This is a genomic window from Paraburkholderia sp. BCC1876, from assembly GCF_902833695.1.
In the GTDB taxonomy this organism is placed as follows: Bacteria; Pseudomonadota; Gammaproteobacteria; order Burkholderiales; family Burkholderiaceae; genus Paraburkholderia.
On record NZ_CADFGI010000004.1, the window covers coordinates 669,353 to 686,831 of the forward strand.

Annotated in this window: 18 protein-coding genes; 13 read left to right on the forward strand and 5 right to left on the reverse strand. The window is 63.2% G+C overall.

The features are described 5' to 3' along the window. Positions 1 to 2 precede the first annotated feature (2 nt). The 4 genes from gshB to ptsP all read left to right on the forward strand — a co-directional run bounded on the left by gshB (position 3) and on the right by ptsP (position 4,258). Positions 3 to 959 carry a glutathione synthase gene (gshB, locus tag HWY05_RS18365; RefSeq protein ID WP_035553702.1) on the forward strand — a complete coding sequence of 319 codons (957 nt, stop codon included), beginning with the start codon at positions 3 to 5 and terminating at the stop codon, positions 957 to 959. Between the two features lie 323 nt (positions 960 to 1,282). Then, a complete protein-coding gene (locus tag HWY05_RS18370; protein ID WP_035553699.1) occupies positions 1,283 to 1,810 on the forward strand; it encodes a PTS mannose transporter subunit IIA in 528 nt (175 codons plus the stop codon). A 96-nt stretch (positions 1,811 to 1,906) separates the two neighbouring features. Next, positions 1,907 to 2,176 carry an HPr family phosphocarrier protein gene (locus tag HWY05_RS18375; protein ID WP_012431596.1) on the forward strand — a complete coding sequence of 90 codons (270 nt, stop codon included), beginning with the start codon at positions 1,907 to 1,909 and terminating at the stop codon, positions 2,174 to 2,176. 333 nt (positions 2,177 to 2,509) lie between these two features. After that, positions 2,510 to 4,258, forward strand: a complete 1,749-nt coding sequence (gene ptsP / locus HWY05_RS18380) for a phosphoenolpyruvate--protein phosphotransferase (RefSeq protein ID WP_035553697.1) — start codon at positions 2,510 to 2,512, stop codon at positions 4,256 to 4,258. A gap of 77 nt (positions 4,259 to 4,335) precedes the next feature. Here the strand turns inward: ptsP and moeB are convergent, their stop codons facing one another. The 3 genes from moeB to gpmA form a co-directional block, all read right to left on the reverse strand. Continuing rightward, positions 4,336 to 5,094 carry a molybdopterin-synthase adenylyltransferase MoeB gene (gene moeB / locus HWY05_RS18385; protein WP_176059144.1) on the reverse strand — a complete coding sequence of 253 codons (759 nt, stop codon included), beginning with the start codon at positions 5,092 to 5,094 and terminating at the stop codon, positions 4,336 to 4,338. Positions 5,095 to 5,270: 176 nt separating this feature from the next. Then, positions 5,271 to 6,842 carry a S41 family peptidase gene (locus HWY05_RS18390; protein ID WP_035553692.1) on the reverse strand — a complete coding sequence of 524 codons (1,572 nt, stop codon included), beginning with the start codon at positions 6,840 to 6,842 and terminating at the stop codon, positions 5,271 to 5,273. 303 nt (positions 6,843 to 7,145) lie between these two features. Beyond that, complete coding sequence (gene gpmA, locus HWY05_RS18395; protein ID WP_035553690.1) at positions 7,146 to 7,892, reverse strand: 2,3-diphosphoglycerate-dependent phosphoglycerate mutase; 747 nt, start codon at positions 7,890 to 7,892, stop codon at positions 7,146 to 7,148. A 139-nt stretch (positions 7,893 to 8,031) separates the two neighbouring features. On the opposite strand from gpmA, the gene HWY05_RS18400 reads away from it, so the two are divergent. The 5 genes from HWY05_RS18400 (at position 8,032) to HWY05_RS18420 (ending at position 11,002) form a co-directional block, all read left to right on the forward strand. After that, the gene (locus tag HWY05_RS18400; protein WP_035562459.1) at positions 8,032 to 8,457 is read left to right on the forward strand and encodes a rhodanese-like domain-containing protein; all 426 of its coding nucleotides are present in this window, start codon (positions 8,032 to 8,034) and stop codon (positions 8,455 to 8,457) included. Further along, a complete protein-coding gene (grxC, locus tag HWY05_RS18405; protein WP_007179466.1) occupies positions 8,454 to 8,717 on the forward strand; it encodes a glutaredoxin 3 in 264 nt (87 codons plus the stop codon). The genes HWY05_RS18400 and grxC overlap by 4 nt, the downstream gene beginning before the upstream one ends. 148 nt (positions 8,718 to 8,865) lie before the next feature. Next, positions 8,866 to 9,336 carry a protein-export chaperone SecB gene (gene secB, locus HWY05_RS18410; protein WP_035553688.1) on the forward strand — a complete coding sequence of 157 codons (471 nt, stop codon included), beginning with the start codon at positions 8,866 to 8,868 and terminating at the stop codon, positions 9,334 to 9,336. Between the two features lie 21 nt (positions 9,337 to 9,357). Next, complete coding sequence (locus HWY05_RS18415) at positions 9,358 to 10,356, forward strand: NAD(P)H-dependent glycerol-3-phosphate dehydrogenase (RefSeq protein ID WP_035553685.1); 999 nt, start codon at positions 9,358 to 9,360, stop codon at positions 10,354 to 10,356. A gap of 97 nt (positions 10,357 to 10,453) precedes the next feature. Beyond that, the gene (locus tag HWY05_RS18420; RefSeq protein ID WP_176059145.1) at positions 10,454 to 11,002 is read left to right on the forward strand and encodes an O-acetyl-ADP-ribose deacetylase; all 549 of its coding nucleotides are present in this window, start codon (positions 10,454 to 10,456) and stop codon (positions 11,000 to 11,002) included. On the opposite strand, the gene trmL is transcribed toward HWY05_RS18420, so the two are convergent. Beyond that, a complete protein-coding gene (gene trmL / locus HWY05_RS18425; RefSeq protein WP_035553679.1) occupies positions 10,975 to 11,445 on the reverse strand; it encodes a tRNA (uridine(34)/cytosine(34)/5-carboxymethylaminomethyluridine(34)-2'-O)-methyltransferase TrmL in 471 nt (156 codons plus the stop codon). The two genes, HWY05_RS18420 and trmL, sit on opposite strands and share 28 nt — an antisense overlap. Before the next feature lie 22 nt (positions 11,446 to 11,467). Next, entirely contained in the window at positions 11,468 to 12,169 is a 702-nt protein-coding gene (locus tag HWY05_RS18430) for a ComF family protein (protein ID WP_244146645.1), read from the reverse strand. A 168-nt stretch (positions 12,170 to 12,337) separates the two neighbouring features. On the opposite strand from HWY05_RS18430, the gene HWY05_RS18435 reads away from it, so the two are divergent. The 4 genes from HWY05_RS18435 to ctaD all read left to right on the forward strand — a co-directional run bounded on the left by HWY05_RS18435 (position 12,338) and on the right by ctaD (position 17,453). Further along, entirely contained in the window at positions 12,338 to 13,315 is a 978-nt protein-coding gene (locus tag HWY05_RS18435; protein ID WP_176059147.1) for a methyltransferase domain-containing protein, read from the forward strand. A gap of 293 nt (positions 13,316 to 13,608) precedes the next feature. Next, the gene (locus HWY05_RS18440; protein WP_176059148.1) at positions 13,609 to 14,082 is read left to right on the forward strand and encodes a DUF2244 domain-containing protein; all 474 of its coding nucleotides are present in this window, start codon (positions 13,609 to 13,611) and stop codon (positions 14,080 to 14,082) included. A gap of 66 nt (positions 14,083 to 14,148) precedes the next feature. Next, on the forward strand, positions 14,149 to 15,795 hold the full coding sequence (gene coxB, locus HWY05_RS18445) for a cytochrome c oxidase subunit II (protein ID WP_176059149.1): 1,647 nt from the start codon (positions 14,149 to 14,151) through the stop codon (positions 15,793 to 15,795). A gap of 44 nt (positions 15,796 to 15,839) precedes the next feature. After that, on the forward strand, positions 15,840 to 17,453 hold the full coding sequence (ctaD, locus tag HWY05_RS18450) for a cytochrome c oxidase subunit I (protein WP_035553671.1): 1,614 nt from the start codon (positions 15,840 to 15,842) through the stop codon (positions 17,451 to 17,453). Positions 17,454 to 17,479 lie beyond the last annotated feature (26 nt).

Sequence of the window (17,479 nt, forward strand, 5' to 3'; positions counted from 1 at the left end):
TCATGGACATTCTTTTCATCGCCGATCCGCTCACGCAGTTCAAGATCTACAAAGACTCGACCTACGCGATGATGGCCGAAGCGGCACGCCGTGGTCACACGGTGTATGCCTGCGAACCGAAGCATCTGGCATGGACCGGCGGCGACGTCGAGGCGAACGTGCAGCGCTTCGCGATTGTCGGCGACGTGACCGATCTGCATCGCGACACGTGGTACGCCGCCGACGCACCCGCCGCGCGCTCGCTCAAGAGCTTCAGCGCCGTGGTGATGCGCAAGGACCCGCCGTTCGACATGGAATACGTTACGTCAACGTGGCTGCTCGAAATGGCCGAACGCGGCGGCGCGCGCATCTTCAACAAGCCGCAGGCGATTCGCGACCATTCGGAAAAGCTCGCGATCGGCGAATTCGCGCAGTTCGTCACGCCCACGCTGGTCACGCGCGACGCAGCCCGTCTGCGCGCGTTCCACGAACAGCATGGCGACGTGATCCTGAAACCGCTCGACGGCATGGGCGGCATGGGCGTGTTCCGCGTGAAGGCGGACGGCATGAACCTGGGTTCGATCATCGAAATGCTGAGCCACGACGGCGCGCGTTCGGTGATGGCGCAGAAGTTCATCCCCGAAATCAAGGACGGCGACAAGCGCATTCTGCTGATCGGCGGCGAAGCGGTGCCATATTCGCTCGCGCGGATTCCTCAGGGCAATGAAGTGCGCGGCAATCTGGCGGCGGGTGGCCTCGGCGTGGCGCGTCCGCTAACCGAGCATGACCGCAAGATCGCCGACACGCTCGCGCCGGTGCTGGCTGCGCGCGGTTTGCTGCTGGCCGGGCTGGATGCGATCGGCGACTGGCTGACCGAGGTCAACGTCACGAGCCCGACCTGTTTCCGCGAGATCATGGATCAGACCGGTTTCGACGTCGCCGCCATGTTTATCGACGCGTTGGAGCGCGCGGCGGCCTAGCCTTGAATGCCCGCCACAGCCCCCAAACTGTGTAGTAAATCCGCATCAGGCAGAACACCGGCTTTGGCGCGAAAATGGGCCTGCTACAATGCCCGCTCTCCCGCGCCAAGCCGAATCGACGGCATCCGAGCGATGCCCGGGGCATAGGTTGCGGACTGTGATCGAGCCGTTTTTCAGCGCTGCCGGCGTCCTGTCCGGCGCGGCGCCGGGCTCGTCAGATGATGCGTTCCGGTCCTCATGGCCCACGGCCGGTCGAGGGCGCTTGGGGCCAGGGCTTCGTCCCGGTCCACGGTTCGGGGCCGTTCTTTTGCAGTAAGGCTGATATGGCAGGCATTCTGATCATTGCGCACGCTCCGTTTGCCACCGCGTTGCGCGACTGTATTTCGCACATCTATGGTGGCTTGCCGGCGCGTATCGGCGTGATCGACGTGTCGCCGGATTGCGATCCGGTTGAACGGGTCGCTTTCGCGAACGCCGAGATCGAGCGTCTCCGGGAAGAAAACGGCGCGCTCGTGCTCACCGACATGTTCGGCGCCACGCCCGCGAATATCGCCGGGCGGCTCGCTTCGCTGCCGGACGTGCGCGTGCTGTGCGGCGTCAATTTGCCGATGCTGGTGCGCGCGGTCTGTTATCGCGCCACGCCGCTCGACACGCTGGTCGACAAGGCACTCTCCGGTGCGACCAAGGGCGTGCACGCGATCGGACCCGCCACGCCGGCGCCCGTCGCGCCATGCGCGGCCTCGGGCGATTGTCTGCCGGCCTTGCCGCCGGACGCGGCGCCAGGCGATTGTCTGCCCGCATTGCCGGTCGGCGCCGACCTGACCCAGAAAACCGATTCGGCCGGCATCTAGGTAGACCGGTCGGTTTGGCTCACGCTTTAAACGCATTGCAAGCGGTTTGCAGTTTCACACTTCACCACCACACTTACCCGCGCTTCGGACCATCACATGCTGCAACAGGAAACGACTATTGTGAACAAGCTGGGGCTGCACGCGCGTGCGTCGGCCAAGTTGACGCAACTCGCGGGCAACTACCAGGCGGAAATCTGGATGAGCCGTAACGGCCGCCGTATCAATGCCAAGAGCATCATGGGCGTCATGATGCTGGCCGCGGGCATCGGCAGCACAGTGCTGATCGAAACCGAAGGCTCGGACGAAAAAGAAGCCATGGACGCATTGTTGAAACTGATTGCCGATAAATTCGGCGAAGGTCAGTAAGTAGCGCGTGCAGGTTGCGATAGGCAAAAACGCCGCGGCTATCCGCGGCGTTTTTTTTAGCGCGCGACAATGATTGGATGAAGACGCGCGCATGAGAGGCGCGCTTGCGAGACCGGTGAAAGCGAAACGAAGAGACAGGCAGGTTCGGTTCAGGTTTGCGTAGTCCGAACGCAAGCTGGGTGAAGGCGGATTGTCGCGCCGCTTACGATTTTTCGTGCTGCGCTGCACACAGGCCTGGCCTACGTGCAAAGAGCGCGGAATTTATAATGACGACGAGAGTCTGAGAGCATTGCAGCGGTTTGCCGCGGCATCACACAACTAGAGGAGGTGCGCGTGTCCTTCACGCTGCATGGAATTCCCGTGTCACGCGGTATCGCCATCGGGCGGGCTTATCTGATCGCCCCGGCCGCACTTGACGTAGACCACTATCTGATCGAACCCGCCCAGATCGAGGGCGAGGTCGAGCGCTTTCGCGCGGCGCAGCAACAGGTGCACCATGAGCTCGACGCGTTGCGCGCCGATCTCGCGGCAGACGCGCCGAGCGAAATGGGCGCGTTCATCAACGTTCATTCAATGATCCTGAACGATGCGATGCTCGTGCAGGAAACCATCGATCTGATCCGCACGCGCCGCTACAACGTGGAATGGGCGCTGACCGAACAGCTCGAGCGTCTGTCGCGCCACTTCGACGATATCGAAGACGAATATTTGCGCGAACGCAAAGCCGATATCCAGCAGGTGGTGGAGCGGGTGCTGAAAGCGTTGGCGGGGGCGTCGGTGGCGCTGGTGGATGGCGTGCATGGCGCGTGCGACGAAATGATCGTGGTCGCGCATGACATCGCGCCGGCCGACATGATGCAATTCAAAACGCAAACGTTTCAAGGCTTCGTCACGGACCTCGGCGGCCGCACCTCGCATACGGCGATCGTCGCGCGTAGTCTGGGCATTCCGGCCGCGGTGGGGGTGCAGCACGCAAGCGCGTTGATCCGCCAGGACGACCTGATCATTGTCGACGGCGATCATGGCATCGTGATCGTCGATCCGGCGCCGATCGTGCTCGAGGAATACTCGTACCGTCAGAGCGAAAAAGCGCTCGAGCAGCGCAAGCTGCAGCGGCTGAAGTTTTCGCCGACGCAAACGCTGTGCGGCACGCGGATCGAGCTGTGCGCGAATATCGAGTTGCCGGACGACGCGAAGGCGGCGGTCGATTCAGGCGCGACCGGTGTGGGGCTGTTCCGCACGGAGTTCCTGTTCATGAATCACAAGGACCGGCTGCCGGAAGAGGAAGAGCAGTTCGGCGCATACCGTCGCGCGGTCGAGTTGATGAACGGCCTGCCGGTCACGATTCGCACGATCGACGTGGGCGCCGACAAGCCTCTCGACTCGATGAGCGGTGCCGACAGCTACGAAACCGCCGCGAACCCCGCGCTGGGACTCAGAGCGATTCGCTGGAGCCTGTCCGAGCCGCAGATGTTCCTCACGCAGTTGCGCGCGATTCTGCGTGCATCGGCGTTCGGCACGGTGAAGATTCTGATTCCGATGCTCGCGCACGCGCAGGAAATCGACCAGACGCTCGACTTGATTCGCGAAGCCAAGCGTCAGTTGGACGACGCGGGCATTGCCTACGATCCGAACGTGCAGGTCGGCGCGATGATCGAAATTCCGGCCGCCGCGATTGCGTTGCCGTTGTTCCTGAAGCGGCTCGACTTCCTGTCAATCGGCACCAACGATCTGATCCAGTACACGCTGGCGATTGATCGGGCGGACAACTCGGTCGCGCATCTGTACGACCCGCTGCATCCGGCGGTGCTGCATCTGATCGCCTTCACGCTGCGCGAAGCGAAGCGGGCGGGCGTGCCGGTGTCTGTGTGCGGGGAAATGGCGGGCGATCCGGCGTTGACGCGCTTGTTGCTCGGCATGGGCCTCACCGAGTTTTCGATGCACCCGAGTCAGATTCTGGTGGTGAAGCAGGAAGTGCTGCGCTCGCATCTGAAGACGCTGGAGAAGCCGGTGGCCGACGTGCTGGCCTCGTTCGAACCGGAAGAAGTGCAGGCGGCGCTCAAGCGGGTGACGCTGGTTTGATGTTTCGACGCTGCTAAAGAAAAACGCCGCACTGAAAAGTTGCGGCGTTTTTTATTTGGCCTGGCGGTACAGCCGCGTCAGGCAGGATGCGCGTGTCCACATACCGGGCAATCGGGCTGCCGTGCAATGCGCATCGTGGTCCATTCCATTCGCAATGAATCGAGCATCATCAAACGGCCTACCAGCGGTGTGCCGATGTCGCCGATGACCCGCAGCGCTTCAGCGGCCTGCATCGAACCGATAATGCCGACGGTCGGCGCGAACACGCCCATCGTCGAACATGCGACTTCCTCGAACGGCTGGTCTTCCGGGAACACGCACGCATAGCAGGGCGAGGCTTCGTCGCGGAAATCGAACGTGCTGATCTGGCCGTCGAAGCGCAACGCCGCGCCCGACACCAGCGGCACGCCGTGCTTCACGCAGGCGCGGTTGATCGCGTGGCGCGTCGCGAAGTTGTCGGTACAATCGAGCACGACGGTCGCGTGCGGCACTTCGCGATCGAGCCAGGCATCGTCGATGCGCTCGTCGACCGCGTTCACCACGACCTCGGGATTGATCTGCGCGAGCGCGTCGCGCCCGGACTCCACCTTCTTGCGCCCGACCGATGCGGTCACATGCAGGATCTGCCGCTGCAGATTGGTCAGATCGACCGTATCGGCATCGACCAGCGTCAAACGGCCGACACCCGCCGCCGCGAGGTACATCGCCGCCGGCGAACCCAATCCGCCCGCACCGATGACGATCGCGTGCGCGTCGATAAAACGCTGCTGCGCCTCGATACCGATTTCGTCAACGAGGATATGGCGGGAATAGCGGAGGAGTTGATCGTCATTCATGGCGGGGCGCGTGTGAGTGTGCGCGCGGTGAAACGCAGACAGGTGGTCTGCGGTGCGCGTTGTCGTTATTTTAATCGCGCGAAGAGAATGGCTGATGGCGTGCGGGTGATACCGGGTGTCTTTGCCGCGATGGTTTGCGGCGAAGACACCCGGAGGCGCACGCTAAAGCTTGCTGCTTACTTGCTCGGCGCGGCGGCCGGAGCCGATGCACCCGGAACTGGCTGGGTCGGCTTAACTGCGACCGGCGCGGACGCCGACGTTGCCGGCTTGCTCTGCGCCAGACGCCGCTCGCTCAGCGACTTCGATTCCTGCACCGGCTTGCCTTCCAGCTTGTTCAACGCCTGTTGCAGCATGAAGTCGTCGTTCGAACCGAATTCCACCGGCTTGCGCTCACGATCCTTCTGGCGCTGTTCCGGCGTCTTCTTGTCGTTCTGCTCTTCGAGGATACGCAGTTGTTCCATGCGATCCGTTTCACGCTGTTCCGCTTCCTTCTTCTCGTTCGGGTCTTGCGTGTTCGCAAGGTGATTCGAGTAGTCGACTTCGCGCGTGACGAGTGCGTCGTCCGGATCGCCTTCGGCGTACTGGTCGACCGCGACGTCAGGACGGATGCCCTTGTTCTGGATCGAACGGCCGCTCGGCGTGTAGTAGTACGCAGTGGTCAGACGCAGCGCGGTGTCCGCGGTCATGGGGCGCACGGTTTGCACCGAGCCCTTGCCGAAGGTCGTCTTGCCGACGATCAGCGCACGGTGCTGATCCTGCAGCGCGCCCGCGACGATTTCCGACGCCGACGCAGAGTATGCGTTAGTCAGCACGACCATCGGCACGGTCTTGAAGATCGGCGCTTCGTCTTTCAGCGGATCGCTGTCAAAAGACTGCAGACGGTAGTTGTCGTAGGTATCGCGGTAGACCTGCTTCGAATCCGGAATCTGGCCGTTGGTCGACACCACCACCGAATCCGGCGGCAGGAACGCGCCGGCCACGCCGACCGCGCTTTGCAGTAGACCGCCGCCGTTGTTACGCAGATCGAGCACGAGGCCCTTCAGGTTCGGCTGCTGACGCGCGATGTCTTGCAGACGGGCGGCCAGATCAGGCGTGGTGCGTTCCTGGAAGCTCGTGATGCGGATATACGCGTAGCCCGGCGCAAGAATCTTCATCTTGACCGACTGGACCTTGATGATTGCGCGCGTGACCGTGAGCGGGAACGTGCGGTCGTCGGTCTTGCGGAAGATCGTGAGCGTGACCTTGGTGCCGGGGTCGCCGCGCATCTGCTTGACCGCCTGGTCGAGCGTCATGCCGCGCACCGGCTTGTCGTTGATACGCGTGATCAGGTCGCCCGGACGAATGCCAGCGCGGAACGCGGGCGTGTCTTCGATCGGCGAAATCACCTTGATCAGGCCGTCTTCCGACGAAATTTCGATGCCGAGACCCGCGAAGCGACCTTTGGTCTGCTCCTGCAGTTCTTCGTAATCGGTCTTGTCGAGATACGACGAGTGCGGGTCGAGACTCGCCACCATGCCTTTGATGGCGGCGGTGAGGAGCTTCTTGTCGTCAACCGGTTCGACGTACTCGTGCTTGATTTGCCCGAACACTTCGGCAAAGAGCCTGAGCTGGTCCAGCGGCAGCGGCGTGGCGGTGCTTGATGCGGCGCTGGCGGGTTGCTGGGCCGAGGCCGAAAGTTGCAGGGTGGCAAATACACCGGTAGCAAGGCCCGCGGCAATCAGGCCGATATTTTTCAGGTTCTTTCGCATAGAGTCTGTTGCGGTCGGAAGCGCGTGGCAGCGTCGATAGAGAGGGGGACGGACAAGTATAACTGCACACCCGCCCACAAAGGGCGCAGCGCAGGCAATCGTGATTCGACAGCGCAGGCCAAGCCTGGTTCGTGAGATCGTACCCGCGACGCCGAAGTAATGTGCGGTAACGGCCAAAGCGCATGCGAAGCAGCCGGAAGGCCGCTTGCACATGGCTGGAAAATGGCAGCGGAGTGGCTGGGAAATGGCCGTGCTGCAAGAGAGGGCGAAGGCCGGAACATGGGCCTTCGCCGGTGACGCTGATCAGCCGGCCTTGCCCTGCTTGGCGACCGCGGCTTGCGCCTTGGCGATCGCCTCCTGGTCGCCCAGGTAGTAGTGCTTGAGCGGCTTCAGGTTCTCGTCGAGTTCGTAGACGAGCGGCACGCCGTTCGGAATATTCAGCCCGACGATGTCGTCGTCGGAAATATTGTCGAGGTACTTCACCATCGCGCGGATCGAGTTGCCGTGGGCGGCGATCACCACCTTGCGGCCCGACTTGATGGCCGGCGCGATCGACTCGTTCCACAGCGGCAGCACGCGCGCGACCGTGTCTTTCAGGCACTCGGTCAGCGGCAGTTGTTCGCGCGGCACCTTGGCGTAACGCGGATCGTCGTACGGCGCGCGTTCGTCGGTCGGCTCCAATGCCGGCGGCGGCGTGTCGTAGCTGCGGCGCCAGACCAGCACCTGCTCGTCGCCGAACTTCGCGGCGGTTTCGGCCTTGTTCAGACCCGACAGCGCGCCGTAGTGGCGCTCGTTCAGACGCCACGAATGCACCACCGGCAAGTACATCAGATCCATCTTGTCCTGCACGTGCCACAGCGTGCGGATCGCGCGTTTAAGCACCGACGTGTAGGCGATATCGAACGTGTAGCCCGATTCCTTCAGCAGCACGCCTGCCTGCTGCGCTTCCCGGTTGCCCTGTTCGGTGAGGTCGACGTCGACCCAGCCGGTGAAGCGGTTTTCCTTGTTCCACGTCGATTCGCCGTGGCGGATGAGAACGAGTTTGTACATGAGATTGCCGGTCGGTAGTAAGGAAGCGGTAAAAGCGTTGCGAGGGCTCGTTTGACGGAGCGTCGCCATCGCGTCAGACGGTTATTTTATAATGGCTGGATTGCCCTTTTCGATTTCTCTCTTTTTCGGCGGATTTTCCGTGAAGTTTTTCACTGATTACACAAACCTTGTACTGATCGCTATCGTCCTCATCTCCGGTGGGTTGCTGCTGTGGCCGACGATCAGCCGGCGCGGACGCGGCGGCCTGTCGGCTGCTGAAGCCACCCAACTGATCAACCGGCGCAATGCGGCGGTCATCGATCTGCGGCCGTCCGCCGAGTTCGCCAAGGGCCATTTGCCCGCGGCACGGCAGCTTGAATTTGCCGAATTGCAGGCGAAAGTCGCGCAACTCGTCAAAAACAAGAACAACCCGGTGCTGCTGGTTTGCCAGACCGGCCAGCAGTCGAACAAGGCAGCGCGTATCGTGCAGGATGCAGGGTATGCCGAAGTCCATGTTCTCGAAGGCGGTGTCGACGCCTGGCAGAAAGCCGGTATGCCGGTCGTGAAACAAGGAGCAGCCAAGTGAACAAAGTGATCATGTACAGCACCCAGGTGTGCCCGTATTGCCAGATGGCCGAACGTCTTTTAAAGTCGCGCGGCGTCGAGCACGTTGAGAAGGTACTGATCGACAAAGACCCGGCCCGTCGTGAAGAAATGATGACCCGGACGGGTCGTCGCACGGTGCCGCAGGTGTTCATCGGCGAGACGCATGTCGGCGGGTACGATGACCTGTCCGCGCTCGATCGCGCGGGCGGTTTGATGCCGCTGCTCGAAGCAACCGCCTGAATTCGCGCGCCTGCGGGCGCCTGAATGGGCGGGTGAAAACCAAGCCGGCGCATCCTCGCCCGATCCGGGCGGGCGGCGCGCCGCAACGATCTGGCGGCCCATGCACGTGGGCCGCCGCCTTGCATATCTATCAGGAAATCACTTCATCATGTCCGACGAGAATAACCAGCCGTTCTTCAACATCCAGCGCATTTACCTGAAGGACATGTCGCTCGAGCAGCCGAATTCGCCGGGTATCTTCCTCGAGCAGGAAATGCCGTCGGTGGAAGTGGAAGTCGACGTGAAGGCCGAGCGCCTCGCCGACACCGTGTTCGAAATCCTCGTCACGGGCACGGTCACGGCCAAGGTGTCGGACAAGGTCGCGTTCCTGATCGAAGCCAAGCAAGCCGGCATTTTCGACATCCGCAACATTCCGGCTGACCAGATCGATCCGCTGGTCGGCATTGCCTGCCCGACGATCCTGTTCCCGTACCTGCGCTCGAACATTGCCGACGCGATCACCCGCGCCGGTTTCCCGCCGATCCACCTCGCCGAGATCAACTTCCAGGCGCTGTACGAGCAGCGTCTCGCGCAGATGGGCGGCCAGGAAGGCGCGGCGCAGAACGGCGTCACGCACTAAGTGTCCGAGGCAGTGCCGGCTATGAAGGTTGCTGTCCTTGGCGCCGGCGCATGGGGCACAGCCCTCGCCGGCCATCTGGCCGTACGGCACGACACGGTGTTGTGGGCGCGTGAAGCCGCGCTCATTGCCGACCTCTCCGCCTCGCACGAAAACGCCCGCTATCTGGCGGGCGTTGCTTTGCCTGCGGCGCTTCGCTATGAAGCCGACCTGAACGCGGCGCTCGACCACGCGCTGTCTGACGAAGCCTTGTGTGTCGTCGCAACGCCCGTGGCGGGTCTGCGCGGTCTGTTTCAGGCGATGCGCGACGCGGGCAAAGTGCCGGCGCATGTGGTGTGGTTGTGCAAAGGTTTCGAAGCCGATTCGCAGTTGCTGCCGCATCAGGTGGTGGCGGCCGAACTGGCGGGGCATGCCAGCAATGGCGTGCTGTCCGGTCCGAGTTTCGCGCGCGAAGTCGGGCAGGGCTTGCCGGTCGCGTTGACGATCGCGAGCGGTTCGGCGGCGTGCCGCGAACGTACGGTCGCCGCGTTTCATCATGGCGCGATGCGCATCTATACCGGCGACGACGTCGTCGGCGTGGAAGTGGGCGGCGCGGTGAAGAACGTGCTGGCGATCGCCACGGGCATTGCCGACGGTCTCGGGCTCGGTCTGAACGCGCGGGCCGCGCTGATCACGCGCGGTCTGGCCGAAATGTCGCGCCTCGGCGTGACCCTCGGCGGACGGGCGGAAACGTTCACGGGGCTCACCGGCTTGGGTGATCTGATCCTGACCGCCACCGGCGACCTGTCGCGCAATCGTACGGTCGGCGTGCAACTCGCCGCGGGCCGCACGCTCGACGACATTCTCGGCGGTCTCGGCCACGTGGCTGAAGGCGTGCGTTGTGCGCAAGCTGTTCTGGCGATCGCGCGTGCGCATGCGATCGAGATGCCGATCACGCAGGCGGTCTGCGCCGTGCTGTTCGACGGCGTGGCCCCGCGCGACGCCGTCAGCGCCCTCTTGCGGCGCGATTCCAAAGCTGAATAAGCGTTGTGTTTCAGCCGTTTAGCGCGCAAAAGCGCTGAACGGCTGGCTGCCTTCGCGGTCCACGTTGTTATCGACGCTTCGGACTAGCGAGGTTCCCATGCTCAATATCAATGGCTGCACGCTGGAAGCGCGCCGGGTCGACATCACCACGCTCGCCGTGGATGCGATCGTCAACGCCGCGAATACGTCCTTATTAGGTGGCGGCGGCGTGGATGGCGCGATTCATCGGGCGGCCGGCAAGGACTTGCTGCGCGAATGCGAGGCGCTCGGCGGTTGCGCAACCGGCGACGCGAAGCTCTCCGGCGGGCACCACTTGCCGGCCCACTATGTGATTCACGCAGTCGGGCCAGTCTGGCGGGGCGGCGCGCAGGGCGAGGCCGGGTTGCTGGCGTCCTGCTATCGGCGCTCGCTCGAGGTCGCGCGCGAGGCGCAATGCACGAGCATCGCGTTTCCCGCAATTAGTTGCGGCATCTACCATTTTCCCGCCGACGATGCGGTGCGGATCGCGGTCGGCACGGTGCTCGACACCTTGCCGCACACGCCGCGGATCGAGCGAGTCGTGTTCGCCTGTTTCGACGACGCGATGCTCGCGCGGTATCTGGCCGAACTGACGCGCCGTCAGGCGCCGCCGTCGAAGCCGGTCTGACGCCACGCCTCGAACACCACGATCGCGACGGTATTCGACAGATTCAGGCTGCGGTTGCCCGGTCGCATGGGCAGGCGCACGCGCTGTTCGTTGGCGAACTGGTCGAGCACCGTGTCGGGCAGGCCGCGCGTTTCGGCGCCGAACACGAACCAGTCGCCCGATTGAAAAGCGTGCTCGTGAAAGCGGCCCGAGCCGCGTGTGGTGAATGCGAACATGCGCGCCGGGTCCGGCGTTTCTTTGGCGACGAACGCGGCCCAGTCGGCATGCACGTTCATCTGCGCATACTCGTGATAGTCGAGGCCGGCGCGGCGCAGCTTGGCGTCGTCGAGCGGAAAACCGAGCGGCTCGATCAGATGCAGCCGCGCGCCAGTGTTGGCGCACAGGCGGATCACGTTGCCGGTGTTCGGCGGGATTTCGGGTTCGACGAGAACGACATTGAACATGGTGGGATGAGTTCGGTGGAGACTAGTTTTTCGGGGTGCGCAGCGCGACGAAATTGGTGACCCGGCGCGCGCCGGCTGCTTTAAGCGTGCGCGCCAGCGCTTCAAGGGTTGCGCCGGTCGTCATCACATCGTCGACGATGCCGACGTGCAGACCGCAGACACTTGCCCTGACCTTGAACGCGCGGCCCACGTTCTGGCGGCGCGCGTCGAGGTCGAGCCGCGACTGCGGCGCGGTATGGATCACCCGCTGCAGCAAGGTGGCGTCGCTGCGCAGTTTCAGCGCGCGAGCCAACGGTCTGGCGATCTGCCAGGCCTGGTTATAGCCGCGCTCGGCGAGACGTTGCCGCGCCAGCGGTACGGGCGCGATCACGTCGGGCATGTCCGACGCATCGCGAAACGAGTCTTGCGCCAGACGCGCGAGGCGTTGCGCGAACTCGCGCGCCAGCATCAGCCGGGCGCGGAACTTCAGACCGACCGCCAGCGTGTCGAGCGGCGCGCGGTAGTCGGCGAGGGCGAAGGTCGCGTCGAACGGCGGCGGCTCGCTGATGCAGTCCGCACACCGGTATTGCGACTGGCCTGCCCAGCGCGTCGACGCGAGCGGCGCTGCGCACGTGGTGCAGCGCACGCGGCTCTCGTTCCAGTACGCTTCGTCGCAATAGGCGCACAGCGTGTTATGCGACAAATTGCCGCATAACGCACACAAGTTCGGCAACGCGGCCTGCATGACGTGCGGCCACGCCGAACGAACGCCGCGCGCGAAACGCGCGAACCGGCCGCCGGATGACGAAGAAAATGGTCGGAGTGCCACGATTGGAGGGCCCGCGCAGGCCGTCCCCGCTGAATGGAAGGAAACGAACGAGTATACTTCCTGCTCTACGCCAGCACGACACCCATGTCCCCAACTCCCGCACAATCAGGCCGTCCGGCCTACGATTCACGGCGTCTCCGGCGCATTTTCGACCGCCGCGCGGTGACCTTCGACGACGTCGCGTTCCTGCCGCGCGAGATCGCGCAGCGCATGCGTGAGCGGCTCGATTACATCAAGGTCACGCCGGCCAGTGTGCTCGACGCCGGTTGCGGTGCGGGCGAAGACCTGCCCGCGCTGCGCGAGCGCTTCCCTGAGGCGCCGGTATTCGGCACCGACCTGTCGCACGGCATGCTGACCCGTGCGTTACACCATGACTCGGGCGACACGAGCTGGCGGCGCTTCCTGCCGGCTTCGCTCGGCAAAGCGCTCGGCGCCCGCGGTCCGCGCTTCGCGCAGGCCGACTTCTCGGCGCTGCCGTTCGCGGCCGGCGCCTTCGAATTCATCTGGTCCAACCTCGCGCTGCATTGGCACTCGCGGCCCGATCTCGTGTTTCCCGAGTGGCAGCGCGTGCTCAAGGTCAACGGCCTGTTGATGTTCAGCACGCTCGGCCCCGACACGCTCAAGGAATTGCGCGGCGCATACGCCGAGGTCGAGGCCGCGCACGGCGTCGCCTCGCGCAAGCATGTGATCGACTTCGTCGATATGCACGATCTGGGCGATATGCTGGTGGAGAGCGGCTTCGAAATTCCGGTGATGGATCAGGAAGTCCTCACCATTACCTATAAGTCGCCGGAGTCGCTGCTCGCGGACGTGCGTCGTTGGGGCGCCTATCCGTTCGAGCGCGCATTCGAGCGTGAAGCGTCCGCGGGCGGCGCTGCACGTCGGCTGCATAAGGCTTTGCTGGCGGCGCTCGAAGCGCGCCGGCGCGCCGACGGCACCCTCGCGCTGACCTTCGAGGTGATCTACGGACACGCATGGAAAGCCGTGCCGCGCACCACCGCCGAAGGTCACGGGATCGTGCGAATCGAGGACATCGGACGAGGCTCGTCGAGGAATCGTTGAAGCGGTAAAGACGACATCTGTTATGTCTGAAATTTCCGCTTCAAAAGACGCGCAAAAGCTGCGTCAAAACGGCGCGGAGGCTTGTCGCACCGGGCTTTTGGGCCATTTGGCCCTTGCTTGTGGATGCTATGGATCGCGCCTATAATGCGTCAGTTTGTCGCCCGGAGTCCCCACATTTGGGGCGGCAGGCCGGAGGCAAAGTACTGCATGATGAGGAGACTCGGTTGTGATCGGGCGGCTGGTTCAGAAGGCCGCGCCACATGACCGAAAGCGGCGGTTCGCAGGAGGCAGCGATGGAAGCATCAGATCTGCTGGCGGATTCAGAACCAGTCCTCAAAGACTGGACCATGAAACGCAACTGTTCGATATCGCCGCGGCAGTTCGTCGGTTTCTACGTGTCGCTTGCGTTGTTCTCGTTGGCAATTGCTTTCATGCTGGTTCTGGTCGGCGCCTGGCTGGTGTTGCCGTTCACCGGTATCGAATTGCTGGCGGTGGGTATCGCGTTTGCCATATACGCGCGTCATGCTGTGGATTACGAGCGCATCCGGTTGTTTCCGAACCGGCTCGTGATCGAGCAGGTCAGCGCCGAGAAGCTCACGCAGTTCGAATTCAATCCGCGCTGGGTGCGGATCGAGCCGGGCGCAACGCCGCGTGACCAGATCAAACTGGTCTCGCGTGGCCAGACGATCATGATTGGGCAACATCTCGCGCAGTATCGGCGCGCGCAGTTCGCATGTGAATTGCGTATGTGGCTCACGCGTTGTTAGATGCGTTGAGACGCGCGGCGTTCAAGGGGAGCGCGAGACAGCCAGTCGGTGGGGTCGAGGGTTTGAATGGAAAATTTGGGTAAGGAAGCTATGAAAACAATCAAGCGAGCCCTCATGGGTGTGCTGGCGATGAGCGGACTGCTTTTCGCCGGTGCCGCCCTGGCAGTGGGCGATGTTCCGGGCGGCCCTGCCGTCAACGAGATCAATCTCCAGCCGCCGGCGACGAAAATCGCTGAGGAGCTCTTCAGCCTCCACATGTTCATGCTGGTTCTGTGCCTGGTCATCTTCGTCGGCGTGTTCGGCGTGATGTTCTATTCGATCTTTGCGCACCGCAAATCGAAAGGCCACAAAGCTTCGAATTTCCACGAAAGCACCACCGTCGAAATCATCTGGACGATCGTACCGTTCGTCATCGTCGTGTTGATGGCGCTGCCGGCCACCAAGACCGTCGTCGCGATGAAAGACACCACGAATGCCGACCTCACCGTCAAGGTCACCGGCTATCAGTGGAAATGGGGCTACGACTACGTGAAGGGCCCGGGCGAAGGCATCAACTTCCTGTCCACGCTGGCCACGCCGCGTGCGGAAACCGATGGTCGCATGCCGATTTCCACCACGTATCTGCAGGAAGTCGACAACCCGCTGGTCGTCCCGGTCGACAAGAAAATCCGCATCATCACCACCGCGAACGACGTGGTCCACTCCTGGTACGTGCCGGCTTTCGGCGTGAAGCAGGACGCGATCCCGGGTTTCGTGCGCGACACGTGGTTCAAGGCTGACAAGACCGGCACGTTCCGCGGTTTCTGTACCGAACTGTGCGGCAAGGAACACGCGTTCATGCCGGTGGTGGTCGAAGTGCTGTCCGCCGACGACTACGCGAAGTGGGTCGAAACGCAAAAGGCGAAAATGGCCGCCAGCCAGGACGACCCGAACAAGACCTACACGATGGCCGAGTTGATGGAGCGCGGCGGCAAGGTGTACACGGCGAACTGCGCGGTCTGCCACCAGCCGAACGGTAAGGGCGCGGGCGCATTCCCGGCGCTCGACGGCAGCAAGATCGCCAACGGCCCGATCGCCGAGCACGTCAGCCTGGTGCTGAAGGGCAAGAACGCAATGCCGTCGTGGGCGCCTACGCTGAACGACATCGAAATCGCTTCGGTGATCACGTACGAACGTAACTCGTGGGGCAACCACACCGGCGACATTCTCCAGCCGAAGCAGATTCTGGACGCCCGTAACGGCAAGCTGCCGGAAGGCGGCAACCATCTGGCCGACGCAGCAGGTGCCGGCGCAGCGGCAAGCGGCGCGGAAGCGGCGTCGGGCGCGGCGGCAGCATCGGGCGCTTCGGGCGCGGACGCAGCGGCAGCCGGCTCGGACAGCGCGGCGGGCACGCAAGCGGCGCTGCCGGCCAGCATCTACTTCGACACCGGCAAGAGCACGCTGCCGGCCGACGCGAAAGCGGCGGTCGACGCGGCCGCCGCCTACGCGAAGGCGCATCCGGACGCGAAATTCACGCTGTCGGGCTTCACCGACGCAACCGGCTCCGCCGACGTCAACGCGAAGCTCGCGAAGACCCGCGCCGAAGCCGTTCGCGACGCACTGAAAGCAGCCGGCATTGCCGAAGACCATATTATTTTAAAGAAGCCGGAAACGATCACGGGCGGCAGCGACGCGAAAGAAGCCCGGCGTGTTCAGATCAGCCCGGCCGCCTGACGTGTTCATGGTCAGCACCGCAGTATTCGCATTAGGAGATTGTCATGTCTAGCATCGGACACGATGTAACCGCGGGCCACGAGCACGTACACGGCGACCATGCCCACGAAACGCCGCATGGCTGGCGTCGTTGGCTGTTCGCAACCAATCACAAGGACATCGGTACGCTGTACCTGATCTTCTCGTTCACCATGTTCCTCTCCGGGGGCGTGATGGCGCTGATGATCCGTGCCGAACTGTTCGAACCGGGTCTGCAGATCATGCGTCCCGAGTTCTTCAATCAGCTGACCACCATGCATGGCCTGATCATGGTGTTCGGCGCGATCATGCCGGCCTTCGTCGGCTTCGCGAACTGGATGATTCCGCTGCAGATCGGCGCGTCGGACATGGCGTTCGCGCGTATGAACAACTTCAGCTTCTGGTTGCTGCCGGTGGCCGCTGTGCTGCTGGTCGGCTCGTTCTTCGCACCGGGCGGCGCGACCGCCGCGGGCTGGACGCTGTACGCGCCGCTCTCCACGCAGATGGGCCCGGGCATGGACTTCGCGATTTTCGCGATCCACTTGATGGGCGCTTCGTCGATCATGGGCGGGATCAACATCGTCGTGACGATCCTGAACATGCGCGCACCCGGCCTCACGCTGATGAAAATGCCGATGTTCGTCTGGACGTGGCTGATCACCGCGTACCTGCTGATCGCCGTGATGCCGGTTCTGGCAGGCGCGATCACCATGGTGCTGTTCGATCGCCACTTCGGCACGTCGTTCTTCAACGCGGCAGGCGGCGGCGACCCGGTCATGTACCAGCACATCTTCTGGTTCTTCGGGCACCCCGAGGTGTACATCATGATCTTGCCGGCGTTCGGGATCGTGTCGCAGGTGATTCCGGCGTTCTCGCGCAAGCCGCTGTTCGGCTATAGCTCGATGGTGTACGCAACCTCGTCGATCGCGATTCTGTCGTTCATGGTCTGGGCGCACCACATGTTCGCCACCGGCATGCCGGTGACGGGCCAGCTGTTCTTCATGTACGCGACGATGCTGATCGCCGTGCCGACCGGCGTGAAGGTGTTCAACTGGGTCGCGACGATGTGGCGCGGTTCGTTGAGCTTCGAAACGCCGATGCTGTTCGCGGTCGGTTTCCTGCTGGTGTTCACGTTCGGCGGTCTGTCCGGCCTGATGTTGGCCATGGCGCCGCTCGACATCCAGTATCACGGGACTTATTTCGTGGTCGCGCACTTCCACTACGTGCTGGTGGCGGGGTCACTCTTCGCGCTGTTCTCAGGCTGGTACTACTGGGCGCCGAAGTGGACCGGCTGGATGTACAACGAAACGCGCGGCAAGATCCACTTCTGGGCGTCGATGTTCTTCTTCAACCTCGCGTTCCTGCCGATGCACTTCGTCGGTCTGGCTGGCATGCCGCGTCGTTATGCTGACTACCCGGCACAGTTCACCGACTGGAACCAGGTCATCTCGATCGGCGCGTTCGGCTTTGGTCTGGCGCAGGTCTACTTCCTGTTCGCGGTTGCGCTGCCGGCCTACCGTGGCGGCGGCGAACTCGAAAAAGCCGGCGACAAGCCGTGGGACGGCGCAACGGGCCTCGAATGGACCGTGCCGAGCCCGGCTCCGTTCCACACGTTCGAACACCCGCCGACGGTCGAGTAAATCGGCAGTGGGGGAGGCAACCGGTT

What these genes read in the sequence shown, in the direction of transcription:
- gshB (WP_035553702.1), top strand. Translation starts at nt 3, where the DNA reads ATGGACATTCTTTTCATCGCCGATCCGCTCACGCAGTTCAAGATCTAC.
- HWY05_RS18370 (WP_035553699.1), top strand. Translation starts at nt 1,283, where the DNA reads ATGGCAGGCATTCTGATCATTGCGCACGCTCCGTTTGCCACCGCGTTG.
- HWY05_RS18375 (WP_012431596.1), top strand. Translation starts at nt 1,907, where the DNA reads ATGCTGCAACAGGAAACGACTATTGTGAACAAGCTGGGGCTGCACGCG.
- moeB (WP_176059144.1), bottom strand. Translation starts at nt 5,094, where the DNA reads ATGAATGACGATCAACTCCTCCGCTATTCCCGCCATATCCTCGTTGAC.
- HWY05_RS18390 (WP_035553692.1), bottom strand. Translation starts at nt 6,842, where the DNA reads ATGCGAAAGAACCTGAAAAATATCGGCCTGATTGCCGCGGGCCTTGCT.
- gpmA (WP_035553690.1), bottom strand. Translation starts at nt 7,892, where the DNA reads ATGTACAAACTCGTTCTCATCCGCCACGGCGAATCGACGTGGAACAAG.
- secB (WP_035553688.1), top strand. Translation starts at nt 8,866, where the DNA reads ATGTCCGACGAGAATAACCAGCCGTTCTTCAACATCCAGCGCATTTAC.
- HWY05_RS18415 (WP_035553685.1), top strand. Translation starts at nt 9,358, where the DNA reads ATGAAGGTTGCTGTCCTTGGCGCCGGCGCATGGGGCACAGCCCTCGCC.
- HWY05_RS18420 (WP_176059145.1), top strand. Translation starts at nt 10,454, where the DNA reads ATGCTCAATATCAATGGCTGCACGCTGGAAGCGCGCCGGGTCGACATC.
- trmL (WP_035553679.1), bottom strand. Translation starts at nt 11,445, where the DNA reads ATGTTCAATGTCGTTCTCGTCGAACCCGAAATCCCGCCGAACACCGGC.
- HWY05_RS18430 (WP_244146645.1), bottom strand. Translation starts at nt 12,169, where the DNA reads ATGCAGGCCGCGTTGCCGAACTTGTGTGCGTTATGCGGCAATTTGTCG.
- HWY05_RS18435 (WP_176059147.1), top strand. Translation starts at nt 12,338, where the DNA reads ATGTCCCCAACTCCCGCACAATCAGGCCGTCCGGCCTACGATTCACGG.
- HWY05_RS18440 (WP_176059148.1), top strand. Translation starts at nt 13,609, where the DNA reads ATGGAAGCATCAGATCTGCTGGCGGATTCAGAACCAGTCCTCAAAGAC.
- coxB (WP_176059149.1), top strand. Translation starts at nt 14,149, where the DNA reads ATGGAAAATTTGGGTAAGGAAGCTATGAAAACAATCAAGCGAGCCCTC.
- ctaD (WP_035553671.1), top strand. Translation starts at nt 15,840, where the DNA reads ATGTCTAGCATCGGACACGATGTAACCGCGGGCCACGAGCACGTACAC.